General features: G+C 65.2%; 15 protein-coding genes. 8 read left to right on the forward strand and 7 right to left on the reverse strand.

Going from position 1 to position 14,896, the window contains the following annotated elements; all coding sequences use genetic code 11:
* The first annotated feature begins 64 nt into the window (after positions 1-64).
* The gene (locus KVP10_RS20955; RefSeq protein ID WP_217966704.1) at positions 65-742 is read left to right on the forward strand and encodes a Bug family tripartite tricarboxylate transporter substrate binding protein; all 678 of its coding nucleotides are present in this window, start codon (positions 65-67) and stop codon (positions 740-742) included.
* An 86-nt stretch (positions 743-828) separates the two neighbouring features.
* On the opposite strand, the gene KVP10_RS20960 is transcribed toward KVP10_RS20955, so the two are convergent.
* A complete protein-coding gene (locus KVP10_RS20960; protein ID WP_217966705.1) occupies positions 829-1,329 on the reverse strand; it encodes a MarR family winged helix-turn-helix transcriptional regulator in 501 nt (166 codons plus the stop codon).
* Positions 1,330-1,418: 89 nt separating this feature from the next.
* Positions 1,419-2,096 carry a Crp/Fnr family transcriptional regulator gene (locus tag KVP10_RS20965; protein ID WP_217966706.1) on the reverse strand — a complete coding sequence of 226 codons (678 nt, stop codon included), beginning with the start codon at positions 2,094-2,096 and terminating at the stop codon, positions 1,419-1,421.
* Between the two features lie 405 nt (positions 2,097-2,501).
* On the opposite strand from KVP10_RS20965, the gene KVP10_RS20970 reads away from it, so the two are divergent.
* The 7 genes from KVP10_RS20970 (at position 2,502) to mnhG (ending at position 9,491) form a co-directional block, all read left to right on the forward strand.
* Complete coding sequence (locus tag KVP10_RS20970; RefSeq protein ID WP_217966707.1) at positions 2,502-2,909, forward strand: hypothetical protein; 408 nt, start codon at positions 2,502-2,504, stop codon at positions 2,907-2,909.
* Positions 2,910-3,214: 305 nt separating this feature from the next.
* Positions 3,215-6,118 (forward strand): monovalent cation/H+ antiporter subunit A, encoded by a 2,904-nt coding sequence (locus KVP10_RS20975; RefSeq protein WP_217966708.1) that lies wholly within the window; start codon positions 3,215-3,217, stop codon positions 6,116-6,118.
* A complete protein-coding gene (locus tag KVP10_RS20980) occupies positions 6,118-6,459 on the forward strand; it encodes a Na+/H+ antiporter subunit C (protein ID WP_217966709.1) in 342 nt (113 codons plus the stop codon). Before KVP10_RS20975 ends, KVP10_RS20980 begins: the two co-directional genes overlap by 1 nt.
* 205 nt (positions 6,460-6,664) lie before the next feature.
* Complete coding sequence (locus KVP10_RS20985) at positions 6,665-8,290, forward strand: monovalent cation/H+ antiporter subunit D (protein WP_217966710.1); 1,626 nt, start codon at positions 6,665-6,667, stop codon at positions 8,288-8,290.
* Positions 8,287-8,769: a Na+/H+ antiporter subunit E gene (locus tag KVP10_RS20990; RefSeq protein ID WP_217966711.1), complete on the forward strand. Its 483-nt coding sequence runs from the start codon at positions 8,287-8,289 to the stop codon at positions 8,767-8,769. Before KVP10_RS20985 ends, KVP10_RS20990 begins: the two co-directional genes overlap by 4 nt.
* Positions 8,766-9,047, forward strand: a complete 282-nt coding sequence (locus KVP10_RS20995) for a K+/H+ antiporter subunit F (protein WP_217966712.1) — start codon at positions 8,766-8,768, stop codon at positions 9,045-9,047. Before KVP10_RS20990 ends, KVP10_RS20995 begins: the two co-directional genes overlap by 4 nt.
* Positions 9,048-9,158: 111 nt before the next feature.
* Positions 9,159-9,491, forward strand: coding sequence for a monovalent cation/H(+) antiporter subunit G (gene mnhG / locus KVP10_RS21000; RefSeq protein WP_217966713.1), 333 nt, complete (start codon positions 9,159-9,161; stop codon positions 9,489-9,491).
* A gap of 164 nt (positions 9,492-9,655) precedes the next feature.
* Here mnhG and KVP10_RS21005 read toward each other — a convergent pair whose 3' ends face one another.
* From KVP10_RS21005 to KVP10_RS21025, 5 genes are all read right to left on the reverse strand, one after another.
* Positions 9,656-11,542 carry a potassium transporter Kup gene (locus KVP10_RS21005; protein ID WP_343218788.1) on the reverse strand — a complete coding sequence of 629 codons (1,887 nt, stop codon included), beginning with the start codon at positions 11,540-11,542 and terminating at the stop codon, positions 9,656-9,658.
* A gap of 22 nt (positions 11,543-11,564) precedes the next feature.
* Positions 11,565-12,623 carry a sensor histidine kinase gene (locus KVP10_RS21010; RefSeq protein ID WP_217966717.1) on the reverse strand — a complete coding sequence of 353 codons (1,059 nt, stop codon included), beginning with the start codon at positions 12,621-12,623 and terminating at the stop codon, positions 11,565-11,567.
* A gap of 192 nt (positions 12,624-12,815) precedes the next feature.
* Positions 12,816-13,490, reverse strand: coding sequence for a response regulator transcription factor (locus KVP10_RS21015; protein WP_217966714.1), 675 nt, complete (start codon positions 13,488-13,490; stop codon positions 12,816-12,818).
* Between the two features lie 118 nt (positions 13,491-13,608).
* Positions 13,609-14,070, reverse strand: a complete 462-nt coding sequence (locus KVP10_RS21020) for an ExbD/TolR family protein (protein WP_217966715.1) — start codon at positions 14,068-14,070, stop codon at positions 13,609-13,611.
* Positions 14,071-14,073: 3 nt separating this feature from the next.
* On the reverse strand, positions 14,074-14,896 hold an 823-nt coding region (locus KVP10_RS21025; RefSeq protein ID WP_246600908.1), incomplete at its 5' end, for a MotA/TolQ/ExbB proton channel family protein.

A 14,896-nucleotide genomic window follows, 5' to 3' on the forward strand; every position in this document is an offset into this window, starting at 1 on the left:
CGGCTCAAGGACAAACGCAAAGCGGGACAGGTAAAGATCAAACCGTAGTACCCAGGATGCCAGGGTGGGTCAGATTTACTCCGACGTTTCCGACGAAATGTGGGTCAGTTTTCAACCGACGTTGACAGCGATGCTGGGCAACGTAACGCTGATACTCGTCACAAGGCCTGACTTCCCAGCCCGAACTCCGGCTCAACTAGTCTCGCTGATCAAAAAACATCCCGGCAAATACACTTTTGCCTCCCCGGGCAATGGCACTGGTCACCACTTGATGATGGAGCTGCTCAAAGCACATGAAAAGCTCAATATGCAGCACATTCCATTCCAGGGCTCGGTGGCCGCCATGACTTCGCTCATGTCCGGCAACGTCGATTTCATGTTCTTGGACGCATCTATCGCCACCCCCCAGATTTTGGCGGGAAAGCTCAAAGCGCTCGCCATCAGCGGTTCCGAGCCTCTGGATACCTTGCCCAAGGTTCCATCCATCATGAACACATTTCCCTTTATGAACCTGGATATCTGGCAAAGCATCATGGCGCCGGCCGGCACGCCCAAAGACGACATCGAACTGCTCAACCGGGACATCAACGCATCGCTGCGGCAACCCGCATTCCGAAAAAAGCTCGCCGACATAGGGCTGCTAGCGCGACCTATGGAAGTATCGGCCCTAAACAATTTCCTGACAAAAGACGAAGCTAGTTGGGGCGGAATCATCAAAGAATCAGGCTCGCAGGTGGATTGAGCCAAGCGCGAAACCCTTTTGGCTGGCAGCGGCCTCACATCTTAGCGAGTCCGCGCCCGCTGAAGGGGCTCGCGAGCACGAGCCAGCTATCGGCCTGAGCGGAGGGCCTGATCTTCGAGCAGCATGAGTTCGGCATTGTGTATCAAAGCCTCCATCATCGTATTGAGCACGCGTAGCTGTCCCGGCTCCAGAACTGCCGTCAGCCTGGCATTGCGGTCGACCGCGACCTGCAGCACGCGGCGAGCCAAAAGGCGGCCCTCCACGGTCAATTCGACCGCACGCGCACGCGCATCATGCGAACTCGGCTCGCGAAGCGCAAGGCCTCTCTCGACCAAAGCCCCCACCAGCCTCGAGGCAAGCCCATAATCCAGTCCCGTTTCCTGTACCAGATCACCCATGGAAGGGGGATGCTCTCCGTGCGACATGACAGCCGCCAATACTCGCCATTCATTCAGCTTGAGGCCGAAATCTCGGCCATAAACCAAAGTGGAAGCTCGGGTGTACAGCACGTTGAACCGTCGCACCTGAAAACTGAACAGTTCCCCCAATACGAGCGCCGCAGGCTCGGACTCCAATTCCTCATTCACCCCTCGACTCCAGATCATGAATATCGGCGCAGTGTATTGCACAAATCCCCATACGAGAATCCTGGCATCCAGCCGCAGCCCCACAGTGCCTAGCCGTAGGCCCGCAAACGCTCCAGATCGAGCAGAGTGATGTCCCTGCCCTGCACCTCGATCAGCCCGGCCGTCGACAAATCGTGCAGGATTCTGGAAAAGTGCTCCGGCGTCAGGTTCAGGCGCGAGGCGAGCACTGCCTTGCTCACGTCCAGGCTCACGCGCGGCCCTTGTTCCAGGGCCTGCGCGCGCAGCAGATAGCCTATTACCCGCTGCGCGCCGGAACGCAGCGAATAGGCTTCGACATCGGCGACCAGGCCCTGCAGGCGCCGGCTCAGGCCCGCCAGCATCTTGCGCGCAAAGCGCCCGTCGCGCTCCAGGCCGTCGAACACCGTGGCCTGCGGCACGAACAACAACAGCGTATCGGCCAGTGCCTGTGCCGAGACGATATACGGCTTGCCCAGGAACATCAGCGCCTCGCCAAAACTGTCGCCGGGGCCTGCGATGCGGACCACCTTTTCGTCGCCCTCGGGCGAGGCCACCGCGAGCTTGACCTGGCCATACACCACGCAGTGAAAACCGGTGCACGGATCGCCGCGGCGGAACACCACACCGCCGCGCGCCACCTCCACTTCCGAGACCGATTGCGCGACCTGCGCCAGCTCGTCCTGGGAAAACTCGTCGAATAGCGGCAGGCGGCCCAGCAGTTGCGGGATTCTGGACTTGAGTACGGTCATAAGCACGCCAAAAATAAAAAGGCCTGGGATGGATGGCTGTAGCGCCAGGGGCATTCGGGCCGACGATACGATGTGAAAAACACGGGAACAAATTGCCGAATTGCGGCTCGAATAAGAAGTTTTTCGCGGTACCCGCCAGCCCCGGATAGCGCGGTGTCGGCTGGCCGAACCAAGGCCGGGCGAGACACCGCGAAAGCCGAAAAGCGGCTGAATTGTCCGCGACCGCAGCAATTACGGTAACAAATTGCTGGCATTTTTGACTAGCATACCCATACGGGCGTCGCAGAGTAGGAAAATGTTTCTACGCTGGCTAAACAGACGCGGACGGGCAACCGGCCGCGCGCAAACGGCTCTATACTTGTCTCATAGTAGCTTCGAGGTTCAACAACACACAGAGGTGAAAATATGGCTTTTCGTATATCGAAATTTACGTGTCAGACCCTGGCTGCCGGCCTGTTGAGCGCTGGACTGTTTTCCTCGGTAGCCATAGCCGCGGGACCCAACAGAAACGCCGACCTGCGTGCCCAATACCAATCCGACGTCGCCTTCTGCAAGAGCAGCGCCACTACCGAAAGCCGCGCCACCTGCATGAAAGAAGCCGGGGCCGCCTACGAGGAAGCCAAGCGCAATCGCCTGACGGCCGGCGCCCACGACTACCAGCAGGACGCCACCAATCGCTGCAAGTCCCTGCCCGCCGGCCAGCAGCAGGATTGCATGATACAAATGTCCGGGCAGAACACTGTAACCAAGGGCAGTGTCGAAAGCGGCGGCATTCTCAGGGAAACCACCATCACCGTTCCCGCCAGCAACTGATCCAGCTGCGTACACGCGGGCGCCGATCGATCGGCGCCCCGTCCATCGAGTACACCGCCTCGCATCGCTGCGAGGCGTTTTTATTTCTGCGCGGTATTTCTGCCTGCGAGGTATTTCTGCGCGGGGAAAATTCCATGCACGGAAAAACCTGTACGGCGAGGGCCCGGCGCCGCCCAGGTTCCGCCCAGGTTCCGCCCAGGTTCCGCGCCAGGCCAGGGCGGCCGCGCCGGCGACGAACAGTCGCGGGACCGTGCTATATCTATCGTATCATTGAACCCCTTCCCTTCAGATTCGTGTAAGCCTAGATGCCGCTGATGCTCATACTGGCGCTGCCCCTGGCCGGCAGCCTCGTGCTCGCCGTGCTGCCGCGCGACGCCCGCAGGCTGCAGGCATGGCTGACGGGCCTGGTGGCGCTGGCCTGCGCGGCGCTGCTAATCGCCCAGTGGCCCGCAGTCTCCCGCGGCATCGTGGTGCACGCCGCCATCCCCTGGGCGCCCGAACTGGGCCTGGACCTGGCGCTGCGCCTGGACGGCTATGCATGGCTGTTCGCGCTGCTGGTGACGATCATGGGCGCACTCGTCACCTTGTATGCCCGCTACTATCTGTCCGAGCAGGACCCCACCGCGCGATTCTTTTCCTTCTTCCTGCTGTTCATGGGCTCCATGCTGGGCGTGGTGCTGTCGGGCAATCTGGTGCAACTGGTCGTTTTCTGGGAAATGACCAGCCTGTCATCGTTCATGCTGATCGCCTTCTGGCACCACCGCATCGATGCGCGCCGCGGCGCCCGCATGGCCTTCACCGTCACCGCGGCCGGCGGCCTGTGCCTGCTGGCGGGAGTGCTGATGCTGGGCCACGTCGTCGGCAGCTACGACCTCGACCGCGTGCTCGCCTCGGGCGACCTGGTACGCCATCATCCCTGGTATCCCGCCATCGTCACGCTGATCGCCCTGGGCGCGCTCAGCAAGAGCGCGCAGTTTCCGTTCCAGTTCTGGCTGCCGCAGGCCATGGCGGCGCCCACCCCCGTGTCGGCCTACCTGCATTCGGCCACCATGGTCAAGGCAGGCGTGTTCCTGCTGGCGCGCCTGTGGCCGGTGCTGTCCGGCAGCGAGCTATGGTTCTGGATCGTCGGCGGCGCGGGCCTGTGCTCACTGGTGCTGGGCGCCTACGCGGCGATGTTCCAGCAGGACATGAAGGGCGTGCTGGCCCAGTCCACCATCAGCCACCTGGGCCTGATCACCCTGCTGCTGGGCATGAACAGCCGGCTGGCGCTGGTAGCCGCCGTGTTCCATATGATCAACCACGCGACCTTCAAGGCATCGCTTTTCATGGCGGCGGGCATCGTCGACCACGAAACCGGCACGCGCGACATCAACCGCCTTTCGGGGCTGCGCCACAGCATGCCGCTGACTACCGTGCTGGCGACCGTGGCGGCCGCCGCCATGGCGGGTGTGCCGCTGCTCAACGGCTTCATCTCGAAAGAAATGTTTTTCGCCGAGACCGTCTTCATCAGCGGCGACTGGCTGCGCCTGTACGGCCTGCCCATCTTCGCGGTGCTGGCGGGGGCCTTCAGCGTGGCGTATTCGCTGCGCTTCATCCTGCAGGTATTTTTCGGGCCGCCCGCCCGCGACCTGCCACGCCCGCCGCACGAACCCCCATTCTGGATGCTGCTGCCCAGCGCGGTCCTGGTGCTGGCCTGCCTGGTGGTGGGCATATTGCCGGGGCACACTGTTGAGATCCTGCTCGAGGCGGCTACCGGTTCCATCCTGGGCGCCGCCGAACCCAACTACGACTTGGCCGTGTGGCATGGCCTGAACCTGCCGCTGGCCATGAGCCTGGTGGCGCTGGCCGGCGGCGTGGCGCTGTACTGGGCGCTGCGCGGAAGCTGGCGTTCCAGGCCGGGTTACGTTCCCTTGCTCGACTTGATCCAGGGCCGGCGCGCCTACGAAGGGTTCATGGAAGCGCTGGACGAACTGGCGCGGCGCGGCCTGGAATACGGCAGCTCGCCGCGCCTGCAGCCCCAATTGCTGCTGGCCCTGCTCGCCACCATGGCTGCTGCCCTGCTGCCGCTGCGCCACGGTTCCTGGTTCGGGCCGCAGGCGTCCACCCCCGTCGACCCCTGGTTCGTGCTGCTGTGGGTCGCAGGGGTAGCCTGCGCGATCGGCGCAGCGGTGCAGGCCAAGTATCATCGGCCGGCAGCCCTGCTGCTGACCGGCGCGGCAGGCCTCGTCACCAGCCTGACTTTCGTCTGGTATTCCGCGCCCGACCTGGCCCTGACCCAGCTCGCCGTCGAAGTCGTGACGGTAGTGTTGATCCTGCTCGGCCTGCGCTGGCTGCCGCGGCGCGTACGCACCGAAGGCGCCGCGGCAGCGTCGGCCGCCACCGACGCGGTGGCGCGCCGCATCCGCGACCTGGTCGTGGCCATACTGGCCGGCGCAGGGCTGGCGGCCCTGGCCTATGCGGTCATGACGCGTCCGGCGGGCAGCAACGCTTCCGCCTTCTTTCTTGAAAAAGCGCTGCCGGAAGGCGGCGGCACCAATGTGGTCAACGTCATATTGGTCGACTTCCGCGGTTTCGATACCCTGGGCGAAATCACTGTGCTGTGCATCGTCGCGCTCAGCGTCTATGCGCTGCTGCGGCGTTTCAGGCCGCCCCCGGAAAGCCTGGAGATCCCCGCTGCGCGACGCGGCTCGGCCGATGACGCCCTGCCGCCGGATCCAGCGGCACTGCTGCCCGCCGGCCCCATGATGGTGCCGGCCGTGCTGCTGCGCCTGCTGCTGCCGGCAGCCGCCCTGATCTCGTTTTTCTTCCTGCTGCGCGGCCACAACCTGCCGGGCGGCGGCTTCGTGGGCGGCCTGATCATGGCCACCGCCATCATCCTCCAATACATGGCGGGCGGCGTCATCTGGGTCGAATCGCGGCGGCGCCTGCACCCTCAATACTGGATGAGCGCCGGGCTGCTGCTGGCCGGCGCCGCCGCCGTGTCGGCCTGGTGGTCTTCGCGGCCGCTGCTGTCGGCGGGCTACTGGCGCCTGCACCTGTCCCTGCTGGGCGAAGTGGACGTGCCTTCGGTGCTGGTCTTCGATCTCGGCGTGTACATGCTGGTGATCGGCTCCACCATCCTCATGCTGCTGGTACTGGCGCACCAGTCGCTGCGCCTGTATCGCCAACCGGGCGGCTCGGCCGCCCAGCCGCAACGCGGAGGCCGTTAATGGAAATCGTCGTCGCTATCGCCATAGGGCTGCTTGCCGCCTCCGGAATCTGGCTGCTGCTGCGTCCGCGCACCTTCCAGGTCATCATGGGCCTGTCGCTGCTGTCGTACGCGGTCAACCTGTTCATATTCGGCATGGGGCGCCTAGCCGAGGCCAAAGTGCCGGTCATCGATCCAACCAAAGGCGCCGATCCTGCCCGCTACGCCGACCCGCTGCCGCAGGCCCTGATCCTCACGGCCATCGTCATCGGCTTCGCCACCACCGCCCTGTTCCTGGTCGTGCTGCTGGCCTCGCGCGGCCTGAGCGGCACCGACCACGTCGACGGCAAGGAGCAGCCATGAGCATGCCCGCACAGATGCCCGGCGGATGCGCCCCCTCTCTTGGAGAGGGTGTCGCGCAGCGACAGATGGGCCATCGCATGGTCGCGCCCGCGCAGCCGCCCGGAGGGCACACTCCTTCCCACGGGAAGGTTGTCGCGCAGCGACAAGCAGGCTGCCGCCCGCTAGCGCCCGCGCGGCTGGTACTCAATAACAGGAGGGCCGGCCCATGATCTGGTGGTCGCACCTGCCCGTGCTGCCGATCATCGTGCCGCTGGTCGCGGGCGCAGCCATGCTGCTGCTCAAAGACACGCGGCGCCGTGCGCGCCTTGCGCTGGGGCTGGCCTCGGCCCTGATCCAGTTGCTGGTGGCGGTGCAGTTGCTGCGGCTGGCCGCCGGCTGGGCGCCGCATTCCTGGCCCGGCGGCATCAGCGTGTACCTGCTGGGCGACTGGCCGGCGCAGGCCGGCATCGTCATCGTGGCCGACCGCCTGGCCGCGGTGATGCTCACGCTCTGCGCCCTGCTGGGCTGCACCACCCTGATTTATGCCAGCGCCCGCTGGGACCGGGAAGGCGCGCACTTCCATCCCCTGTTCCAGTTCCTCATGATGGGCATCAACGGCGCATTCCTGACCGGCGACCTGTTCAATCTGTTCGTCTTCTTCGAGGTGCTGCTGGCGGCTTCGTACGGCCTGGTACTGCACGGATCGGGCCAGGCGCGCGTCACCGCCGGCCTGCACTACATCGCCATCAACCTACTCGCCTCCTTCATCCTGCTGGTGGCCATCGCCTTGATCTACGGCGTCACCGGCACGCTGAACATGGCCGACATGGCCGTCGTGGCAGGCCGGCTCACCGGCGCCGACCGCCACTTGTTCGAGGCGGCCGCGGCCATGCTGGGCGTGGCTTTTCTCATCAAGGCCGGGGCCTGGCCGCTGAACTTCTGGTTGCCGGCCGCCTATGGCGAAGCCTGCGCGCCGGTGGCCGCGGTGTTCGCCATCATGACCAAGGTGGGCGTGTATGCGCTGCTGCGCATCGGCTCGCTGCTGCTGCCCACCGGGGCGCCGGCCGCCTTCGGCGGCGCCTGGATGTTCCCGGCAGGCCTGCTCACGCTGCTGTTCGGCATGTTCGGGCTGCTCGCCGCCCACCGCAGCGAGCGCATCGCTGCCTACTGCATCATCGTTTCCTCGGGCACATTGCTCGCCGCGCTCGGCATGCCGGGCGTCACCCTTACCGGACCGGCACTGTTCTACCTGGTCAGCTCGGTGCTGGCCACCGGCGCCTTTTTCATGCTGATCGAAATGATCGGCCGCACCCAGTCCTTCGGCGCGGAAATGCTGGCCACCAGCCAGGAAGCCTTCGGCCTGGAAGACCCCGCCTCCGGCCGCAGCGACGATGTCGTCGGCGTGGCGATCCCGGCGGCCATGGCGTTCCTGGGGCTGGCGTTCATGGGCTGCGCACTGGTCATCGCCGGCCTGCCGCCACTGTCGGGATTCCTGGCCAAGTTCTCGCTGCTGTCGGCCGCCTTGCAGTTTTCGGCATCGGCGCCTCAGGAGTTTCCCGTCGATGCCTGGCTGCTGCTGGGTGCGGTACTGGCCTCGAGCCTGGCCGCGATCATCGCGCTGGGCCGCGCCGGGATGCACATGTTCTGGAACCAGGAAGACACCGTAGTGCCGCGCCTGCGGGTGAGCGAAGCTGCCCCCGTGGCGATCCTGCTGGCGGCCTGCATTGCGCTGGCCGTCTGGGCCGGCCCGGTACAGCGCATGCTGGACGACACCGCCACTTCGCTGGACCAGCCGGCCGCCTATATCGATGCCGTGCTCACGCAGGCCAGCGCCCACAGAGGCTCGCCATGAAGCGCCTCATCTCGTCCCTGGCCCTGCCGGCCATGCTCACGCTGCTGTGGCTGGTGCTCAACAACACCGTGGAGCCGGGCCAGATCCTGCTGGGCGCCGTGCTGTCGGTAGCGCTGGTGCGCGCCGGAGCCGCGCTGCGGCCGCTGCACTCGCACCTGCGCAAGCCATGGAAAATCGCGCGGCTGCTGTGCATGGTGGCGCTGGACGTGGCACGCTCCAACCTGGCGGTCGGCCGCTTGATCTGGTCGCGCAGGGCGCGGCCCACCCCGGGCTTCATCCGCATCCCCCTGGATCTGCGCAACCCGCACGGCCTGGCCTTCCTCGCCTGCATCGTCACCTATACCCCGGGCACAGTCTGGACCGAGCTATGCGAAGACGGAGCGCTGACGCTGCACGTGCTCGACCTGGATGAAGAGTCGCACTGGATAAATCTTATTAAACAACGCTATGAGCGCCCCCTGATGGAGATTTTCGAATGAATGCGATACTGCTTTGGGCCGGCAGCTTTGCGCTGGGCTGCCTGGCGCTGGGCGCGGCCTGCGCCGCCCTGCGCCTGCTGCGCGGCCCTACCCCCCAGGACCGCGTGCTGGGCCTGGACGCCATGTACATCAACGGCATGCTCATCATCCTGGTGCTGGGCATACGCGACGGCACGAGCCTGTATTTCGAGATTGCGCTGCTGATCGCCCTGTTCGGCTTCGTGGGCTCGGCCGCCATGGCCAAATTCCTGTTGCGCGGCGAGGTGATCGAGCCATGAACGCACCCGCCCGACTGTTCAAAAAATACCCATCCTTCGAAAAATACCTGTCCCTCGAAGAATACCCATCTTATCCAGGAATGACGACGCGCAGCGCCGGGAGAGCGCACCATGAATGAATTACCGCTGTGGGCCAGCCTGCCCGCCGCCCTGCTGCTGGTGGCCGGCGGCCTGCTGGCCCTGACCGGCTCGCTGGGCTTGCTGAAGTTCAAAAATTTCTACGCCCGCATCCATGCGCCCACGCTGGGCAGCACCCTGGGCGCGGTGGCCGTGCTGCTCGCATCGCTGCTGATTTCATCGGCGCGCGCCGGACACCTGGTTCTCAATGAACTGTTGCTGGTGCCGCTGCTGTTCATCTCGGCGCCCGTCACCGCCATGCTGCTCATGCAGGCGGCCCGCAAGCGCGACGCCCGGCACGCAGAGCCTCCGTCCCCGTCTGCCTGATACGCATCTGCAATCAAAAAGATAAAAATTCATACCAGGGATTCTTATCTCTTTGAAAGCCTATTGGTATGAGAAGAGGCCCGAGCCTCGGAGCCTGCAGCCGCCGGGAGCATAGCGGCGCCTTGGTTCCGATGCCGCCAGGCCCCGTGCTCGAGCCTCCCGGCCTATAGTTCCAGTTGCATGCCCATTTCCACCACGCGGTTCGGCGGGATCTTGTAGAACCGCGTGCTGCGCGTGGCGTTGCGCGCCATGAAGGCGAACAGGCTGCGCCGCCAGCGCATGCGCAGGGGCAGCCTGCGCACCACGATTACCGTCTGGCGCGACAGGAAGTACGAGGTCTGCATCGGGTCGAGGTTGAGTTCCGGATGCGCGTGGCCGATCTGCTCCAGCAGTTGCGGCACATTGGGCTCTTGCTTGAAGCCCCAGGTGGCCACCGCCTGCCAACTCGAGCGGCTCAGGCGTTCCAGCTCGAAGCGTTCGTCGAACGGCACATAGGGCACGTCGCTGCTGCGCACGTGCAGGAACAGCACCTGTTCGTGCAACACCTTGTTGTGCTTGAGATTGTGCAGCAGCGCCGGCGGCACCGTATCGACGATCATGCTCATGAAGACCGCCGTGCCTTCGACCCGAGTGGGAGGATATTGCTCCAGCGCCTCCATGAAGGACTTCAGGGGCTGGTGGTCCCCCGCCAGCGTGTCGTGGATCTGTTCCCGGCCCCGCTTCCAGGTCAGCATCAGCGTCAGGATGCTCAGGCCAACGACCAGGGGCAGCCAGCCGCCTTCCACGATCTTCAGCGCGTTCGACGAAAACAGCAGAATGTCCGTCACCAGGAACAGCGTCAGCAGCAGCATCCACAAGACGCGCCGGGCGCCGGTCGAACGTCCGGGCAGCACGGTGAAGGCCAGCATGGAAGTCATCAGCATGGTGCCCGTGACGGCAAACCCATAGGCATGCGCCAGCCGCTCGGACGACTGGAATGCCAGCACCAGGATCAGCACCGCCACGAACAGCAGCATGTTCACCCGCGGCAGGTAGATCTGCCCTTCTTCCCGCGCGGAAGTATGCAGGATAGTCATGCGCGGCCAGAAGCCCAGTTGCACGGCCTGGCGCGTCACCGAGAAAGCCCCCGAGATCACGGACTGCGAGGCAATCACGGTGGCGGCGGTGGCCAGGGCAACCAGGGGCGCCAGGGCCCACGAAGGCGCCAGCAGGAAGAACGGATTGGAAATCGCCGTCGGGTCGGCCAGCAGCAATGCCCCCTGCCCGAAGTAGCAGAGCACCAGGGCCGGCAGCACCAGGCCGAACCAGGCGCGCTGTATGGCCGGGCGGCCATAGTGGCCCATGTCGGCGTAGAGCGCCTCGGCGCCGGTCAGCGCCAGCACTACGGCGCCCAGCAGCAGGAAGGTGCCCCAGGGGGCGTCGGCGATGAAGCTCAACGCCCACATGGGATTCAAGGCCAGCAGGATGCTCGGCATCTGCACGATGCGCCAAGCCCCCAGCAGGCCTATGGCCACGAACCACACCAGCATGATGGGGCCGAATAGCTTGCCCACCGCGCCCGTGCCTCGCGACTGGATCATGAAAAGCGCCGCCAGCACCACCACCGACAAGGGCACGATCAAGTGGTCCAGCGTGTGCGAGACCACGCCCACCCCCTCGATGGCCGAGAGCACCGAAATCGCCGGGGTGATCATGCTGTCGCCATAGAAGAGCGAGGCGCCGATCAGTGCCAGCACCGTCAGCACCCACCGGATGCGGCCCTTCTTGCCGCGCACGGCCAGCTCCATCAAGGCCAGCGTACCGCCCTCGCCGCGGTTGTCGGCGCGCAGTATCAACATCACATATTTCACCGAGGCGATCAGTATCAGCAGCCAGAACAGGATCGACAGCACGCCCAGCACGTGTTCCTGGTCCAGGACGTGGAATTCCGACAGCGAGGCCCGTATCGTGTACAGCGGACTGGTGCCGATGTCGCCGTACACCACCCCCAGCGCTCCCAGCAGTACGGTAAACCCCGGGGGCTTGCCATCTTTTGCAGCATCATGCGTCACGATTCGTACCCTTGTAATCCGATTATTCCTGCCGGCTCAGTTTGGCGCCCATGCGCGGGCCCGGAAAGACGATGGCGATGCGCGTGCCGGGAAAGGCCGGCCGGCTCGTCAGGCTCCACCAGGCGCCATGGGCTCGAGCGATCTCGCGCACGATGGCCAGGCCCAGGCCCGAACCTCCGGCGTTGGCCCGCGGAGACCGATAGAAGGCCTCGAAGACCCGCTCGCTGTCGGCCGAGTCGATACCCGGCCCGTCGTCTTCCACGGCCAGCGACGGGGGGTTTGCCCCCACGATCAGCCGTATGTTCTTCGCGCCCGCGCCATAGCGCAGCGCATTGTCGACCAGGTTGCTGAGCATTTCCTCGAGCAGCAGGGGATCGGCGTCCACCCATACCGGATCGTCCGGCGCCACCATGTGCAATTGCACACCCGCCGTCCGGGCCGAAGGTATCCACTCGGCGCCGCTGATGCGCGCCCACTCGCAGAGGTCCAGGCGCTCGAAGCTGTCCTGCGGCTGCGTGGAAGAATCGACGCGCGCCAGCACCAGCAGTTGCTGGCCCAGGCGGATCATGCGGTCGGTCACGCTCTTGATACGCTCGGCGCGCGGCCGCACGTCGTCGGGCAACTGGCGCGCAAGCATCAATTCCGATTCCAGCTTGAGCCCGCTCAAGGGGGTGCGCAACTGGTGGGCGGCGTGGCCGATGAAGCGCTTCTGCGCCTGCATCGAATCGTCCAGGCGCACCAGCAGATCGTTGAAGTGCGTGACCACCGGGGAAATTTCCGTGGGCAGCCCGGATGGATCGAGCGGCTGCAGGTCGTCGATGGAGCGCTGGCTGATTTCCTCGGACAGGCGATTGATCGACTCCAGCCCCGAGCGTACGCCCGAAATCAGCACCCAGGCAAATAGCAGCACCAGCAGCACCTGGCTCAGGATCATCAACCAGAAGATGTCTTCCAGCAGCCATGCATCGAGGCTGATCTGGCGGGTGATGGCCCAAATGGCGATCAGGTCGAGCAGCACCAGCAGGATCACCGCGGGCAGCAGGCGCATCACCAGGTGCCGGGCCAGGGAGCCCTGGGGCATCAGTGCGGCCAGGCTGCCCGGCGAGAACCGGGATCGGAGAGGGCGGGCGGTGGACGTGCTGTTGGACATGATGAGGGTGCCGCGCGCTCCAGGCCCTAGGGCCCGTTCATACTGAAAACGCGCCGGGGCTCTGGGCCGGAATTCGGGGCGCGGCATGCGCGCGCGGCGCGGCCGCGCAGGAATCGTGCCGTCTCAGGCGGCACTTTCTACGTCTAGCAGGTAGCCGAAGCCGCGCACCGTCTGTATGCCGGCCCCAGTGCCTTCGAGGCGCTTGCGCAAGCGGTATACATAGACCTCGACGGCGTTTTCACTGAAATCCGCATCCCAGGCGGACAGGGAATTGACGATCTGGCGCTTGGTGACCACGCGCCCGGCGCGCCCCATGAGCATTTCGAGCACGGACAGTTCGCGCACCGACAGCGCCAGGCGCTCGCCGTGCACGCGCACTTCGCGCCCTACGGTGTCGAACACCAGCGGGCCGGCCTCGATGAAAGGCTGGGCCTGCCCCGCCCTGCGCCGGGCAAATGCCCGCACCCGGGCCGCCAGTTCAGGCAGTTCGAAGGGCTTGGTAACATAATCGTCGGCGCCGGCGTCCAGGCCCGCCACCCGGTCTTCCACCCCATCGCGCGCGGTAAGGATCAGGACCGGAATCTGCTGGCCGTTGGCGCGCAGTTGACGCAGGACATCCAGCCCGCTCATGCCGGGCAGGTTCAGATCGAGCAGCAGCAGGTCGTAGGCCTGGCCGGCCACGGCGCCCAGCACCTGGTCGCCTTCCTGCAGCCAATCCACTGCATAACCCTGTTCCACGAGGAATTCCTGCAGCGCATGGCCCAGCGTGGTGTCGTCTTCGATTACTAGAACTCGCATGCCGTGATTCTATATCGAACCGGAATCTTTTGGGCGAACGCCGCCCCGGCGGCGGGGCGGCATGGCAATACGCGGGGCGGCGGCGCCGCTGGCCGGCTGCGGACCATGCGGCCGCAGGCTATTGGGCCGCGGGCGCGGCCGGCGCAGCAGGCGCCCCCGACACGGCGGGCAGCGGCCGCGTCATGAAGCCCAGGTGCTTGATGCCCGCCACGCGGGCCTGGCCCATGATCTTGGCCAGCACTTCGTAGCGGGTATTGAGATCGGCCCGGATCTGCAACTGCGGCTGCGGGTCGAGCCGGGCCTGTTCCTGGAAACGGCCCTGCAGCGCGTCCATGGAGACCGGCTGGTCGTCCCAGAAGAGCTGGCCCTGGGCATCGACCGCGAGGTCTATGGCCTTGGGCTGCTCTTTGACTTGCTCGGCGCTCGCCTGCGGCAGGTTGACCTTGATCGAATGGCTCAACAAAGGGGCGGTGATGATGAATATCACCAGCAACACCAGCATGACGTCGATCAGCGGCACCATGTTGATTTCGGAGACCGTATGGCTGGCCCCTTTGCTGTCGAAGCTGCCGAATGCCATGGCTTACTCTCCCTTTGCGGAGGACAGCCGGCGCACCTTGGTTTCGCCGACATCCACCTGCTGCCCGGTGGACAGGAAGGTGAACAAATCATGAGCAAAAGCGTCCAGGCGCGCCAGGTAGACGCGATTGCCGCGCACAAAGCCGTTGTAGGCCAGCACGGCGGGAATCGCCACCGCCAGCCCCAAGCCGGTCATGATCAAGGCCTCGCCCACGGGCCCGGCGATGCGGTTGATGGTGACACCGTCGGACAGGCCGATGCCCACCAAGGCATGATAAACGCCCCAGACCGTGCCGAACAGGCCCACGAAAGGCGCGGTCGAGCCGATGGAGGCCAGCACCGTCAGCCCGTTTTCGAGCTTGGCGGTTTCCTCGTCTATGACTTTGCGTATGGTGCGGGTGACGAATGCCCCGGTGGACCCTTTTTCTTCCAGCTTGAGCGCGCCGTACTTGGCGTGATGGTTGCGGGCGTGGATGGCGTGGCTCGCCAGATGGGCGAAGGGCTCGTTGGCGCCATGAGTGCTGATTTCATTCTCGACCTGCTCGAGCGAACTGGCGCTCCAGAATTCGTGCAGGAATTTCTTGGAACGATGGCGGATGCGCAGGCCCAGCAGCGACTTGGCGAAGATCAGGTACCAACTGATCAGCGACATGAACAGCAGGATGCCGAACAGCGACTTGCCGACCGCGTCGCTATGCTCGACGAAATGCAATATTCCGGTGCTTTGCGCCAGCGCGGCGGCTCCGGTGGCGGCACCCACGGCGGGGGCGGCTGCGGCGGCAACGGGAGCCGCGGCAGCGCCTACGGCCGGGGCGGCTCCGGCAAAC

Source organism: Candidimonas humi (assembly GCF_019166065.1).
GTDB lineage: Bacteria > Pseudomonadota > Gammaproteobacteria > Burkholderiales > Burkholderiaceae_B > Candidimonas > Candidimonas humi.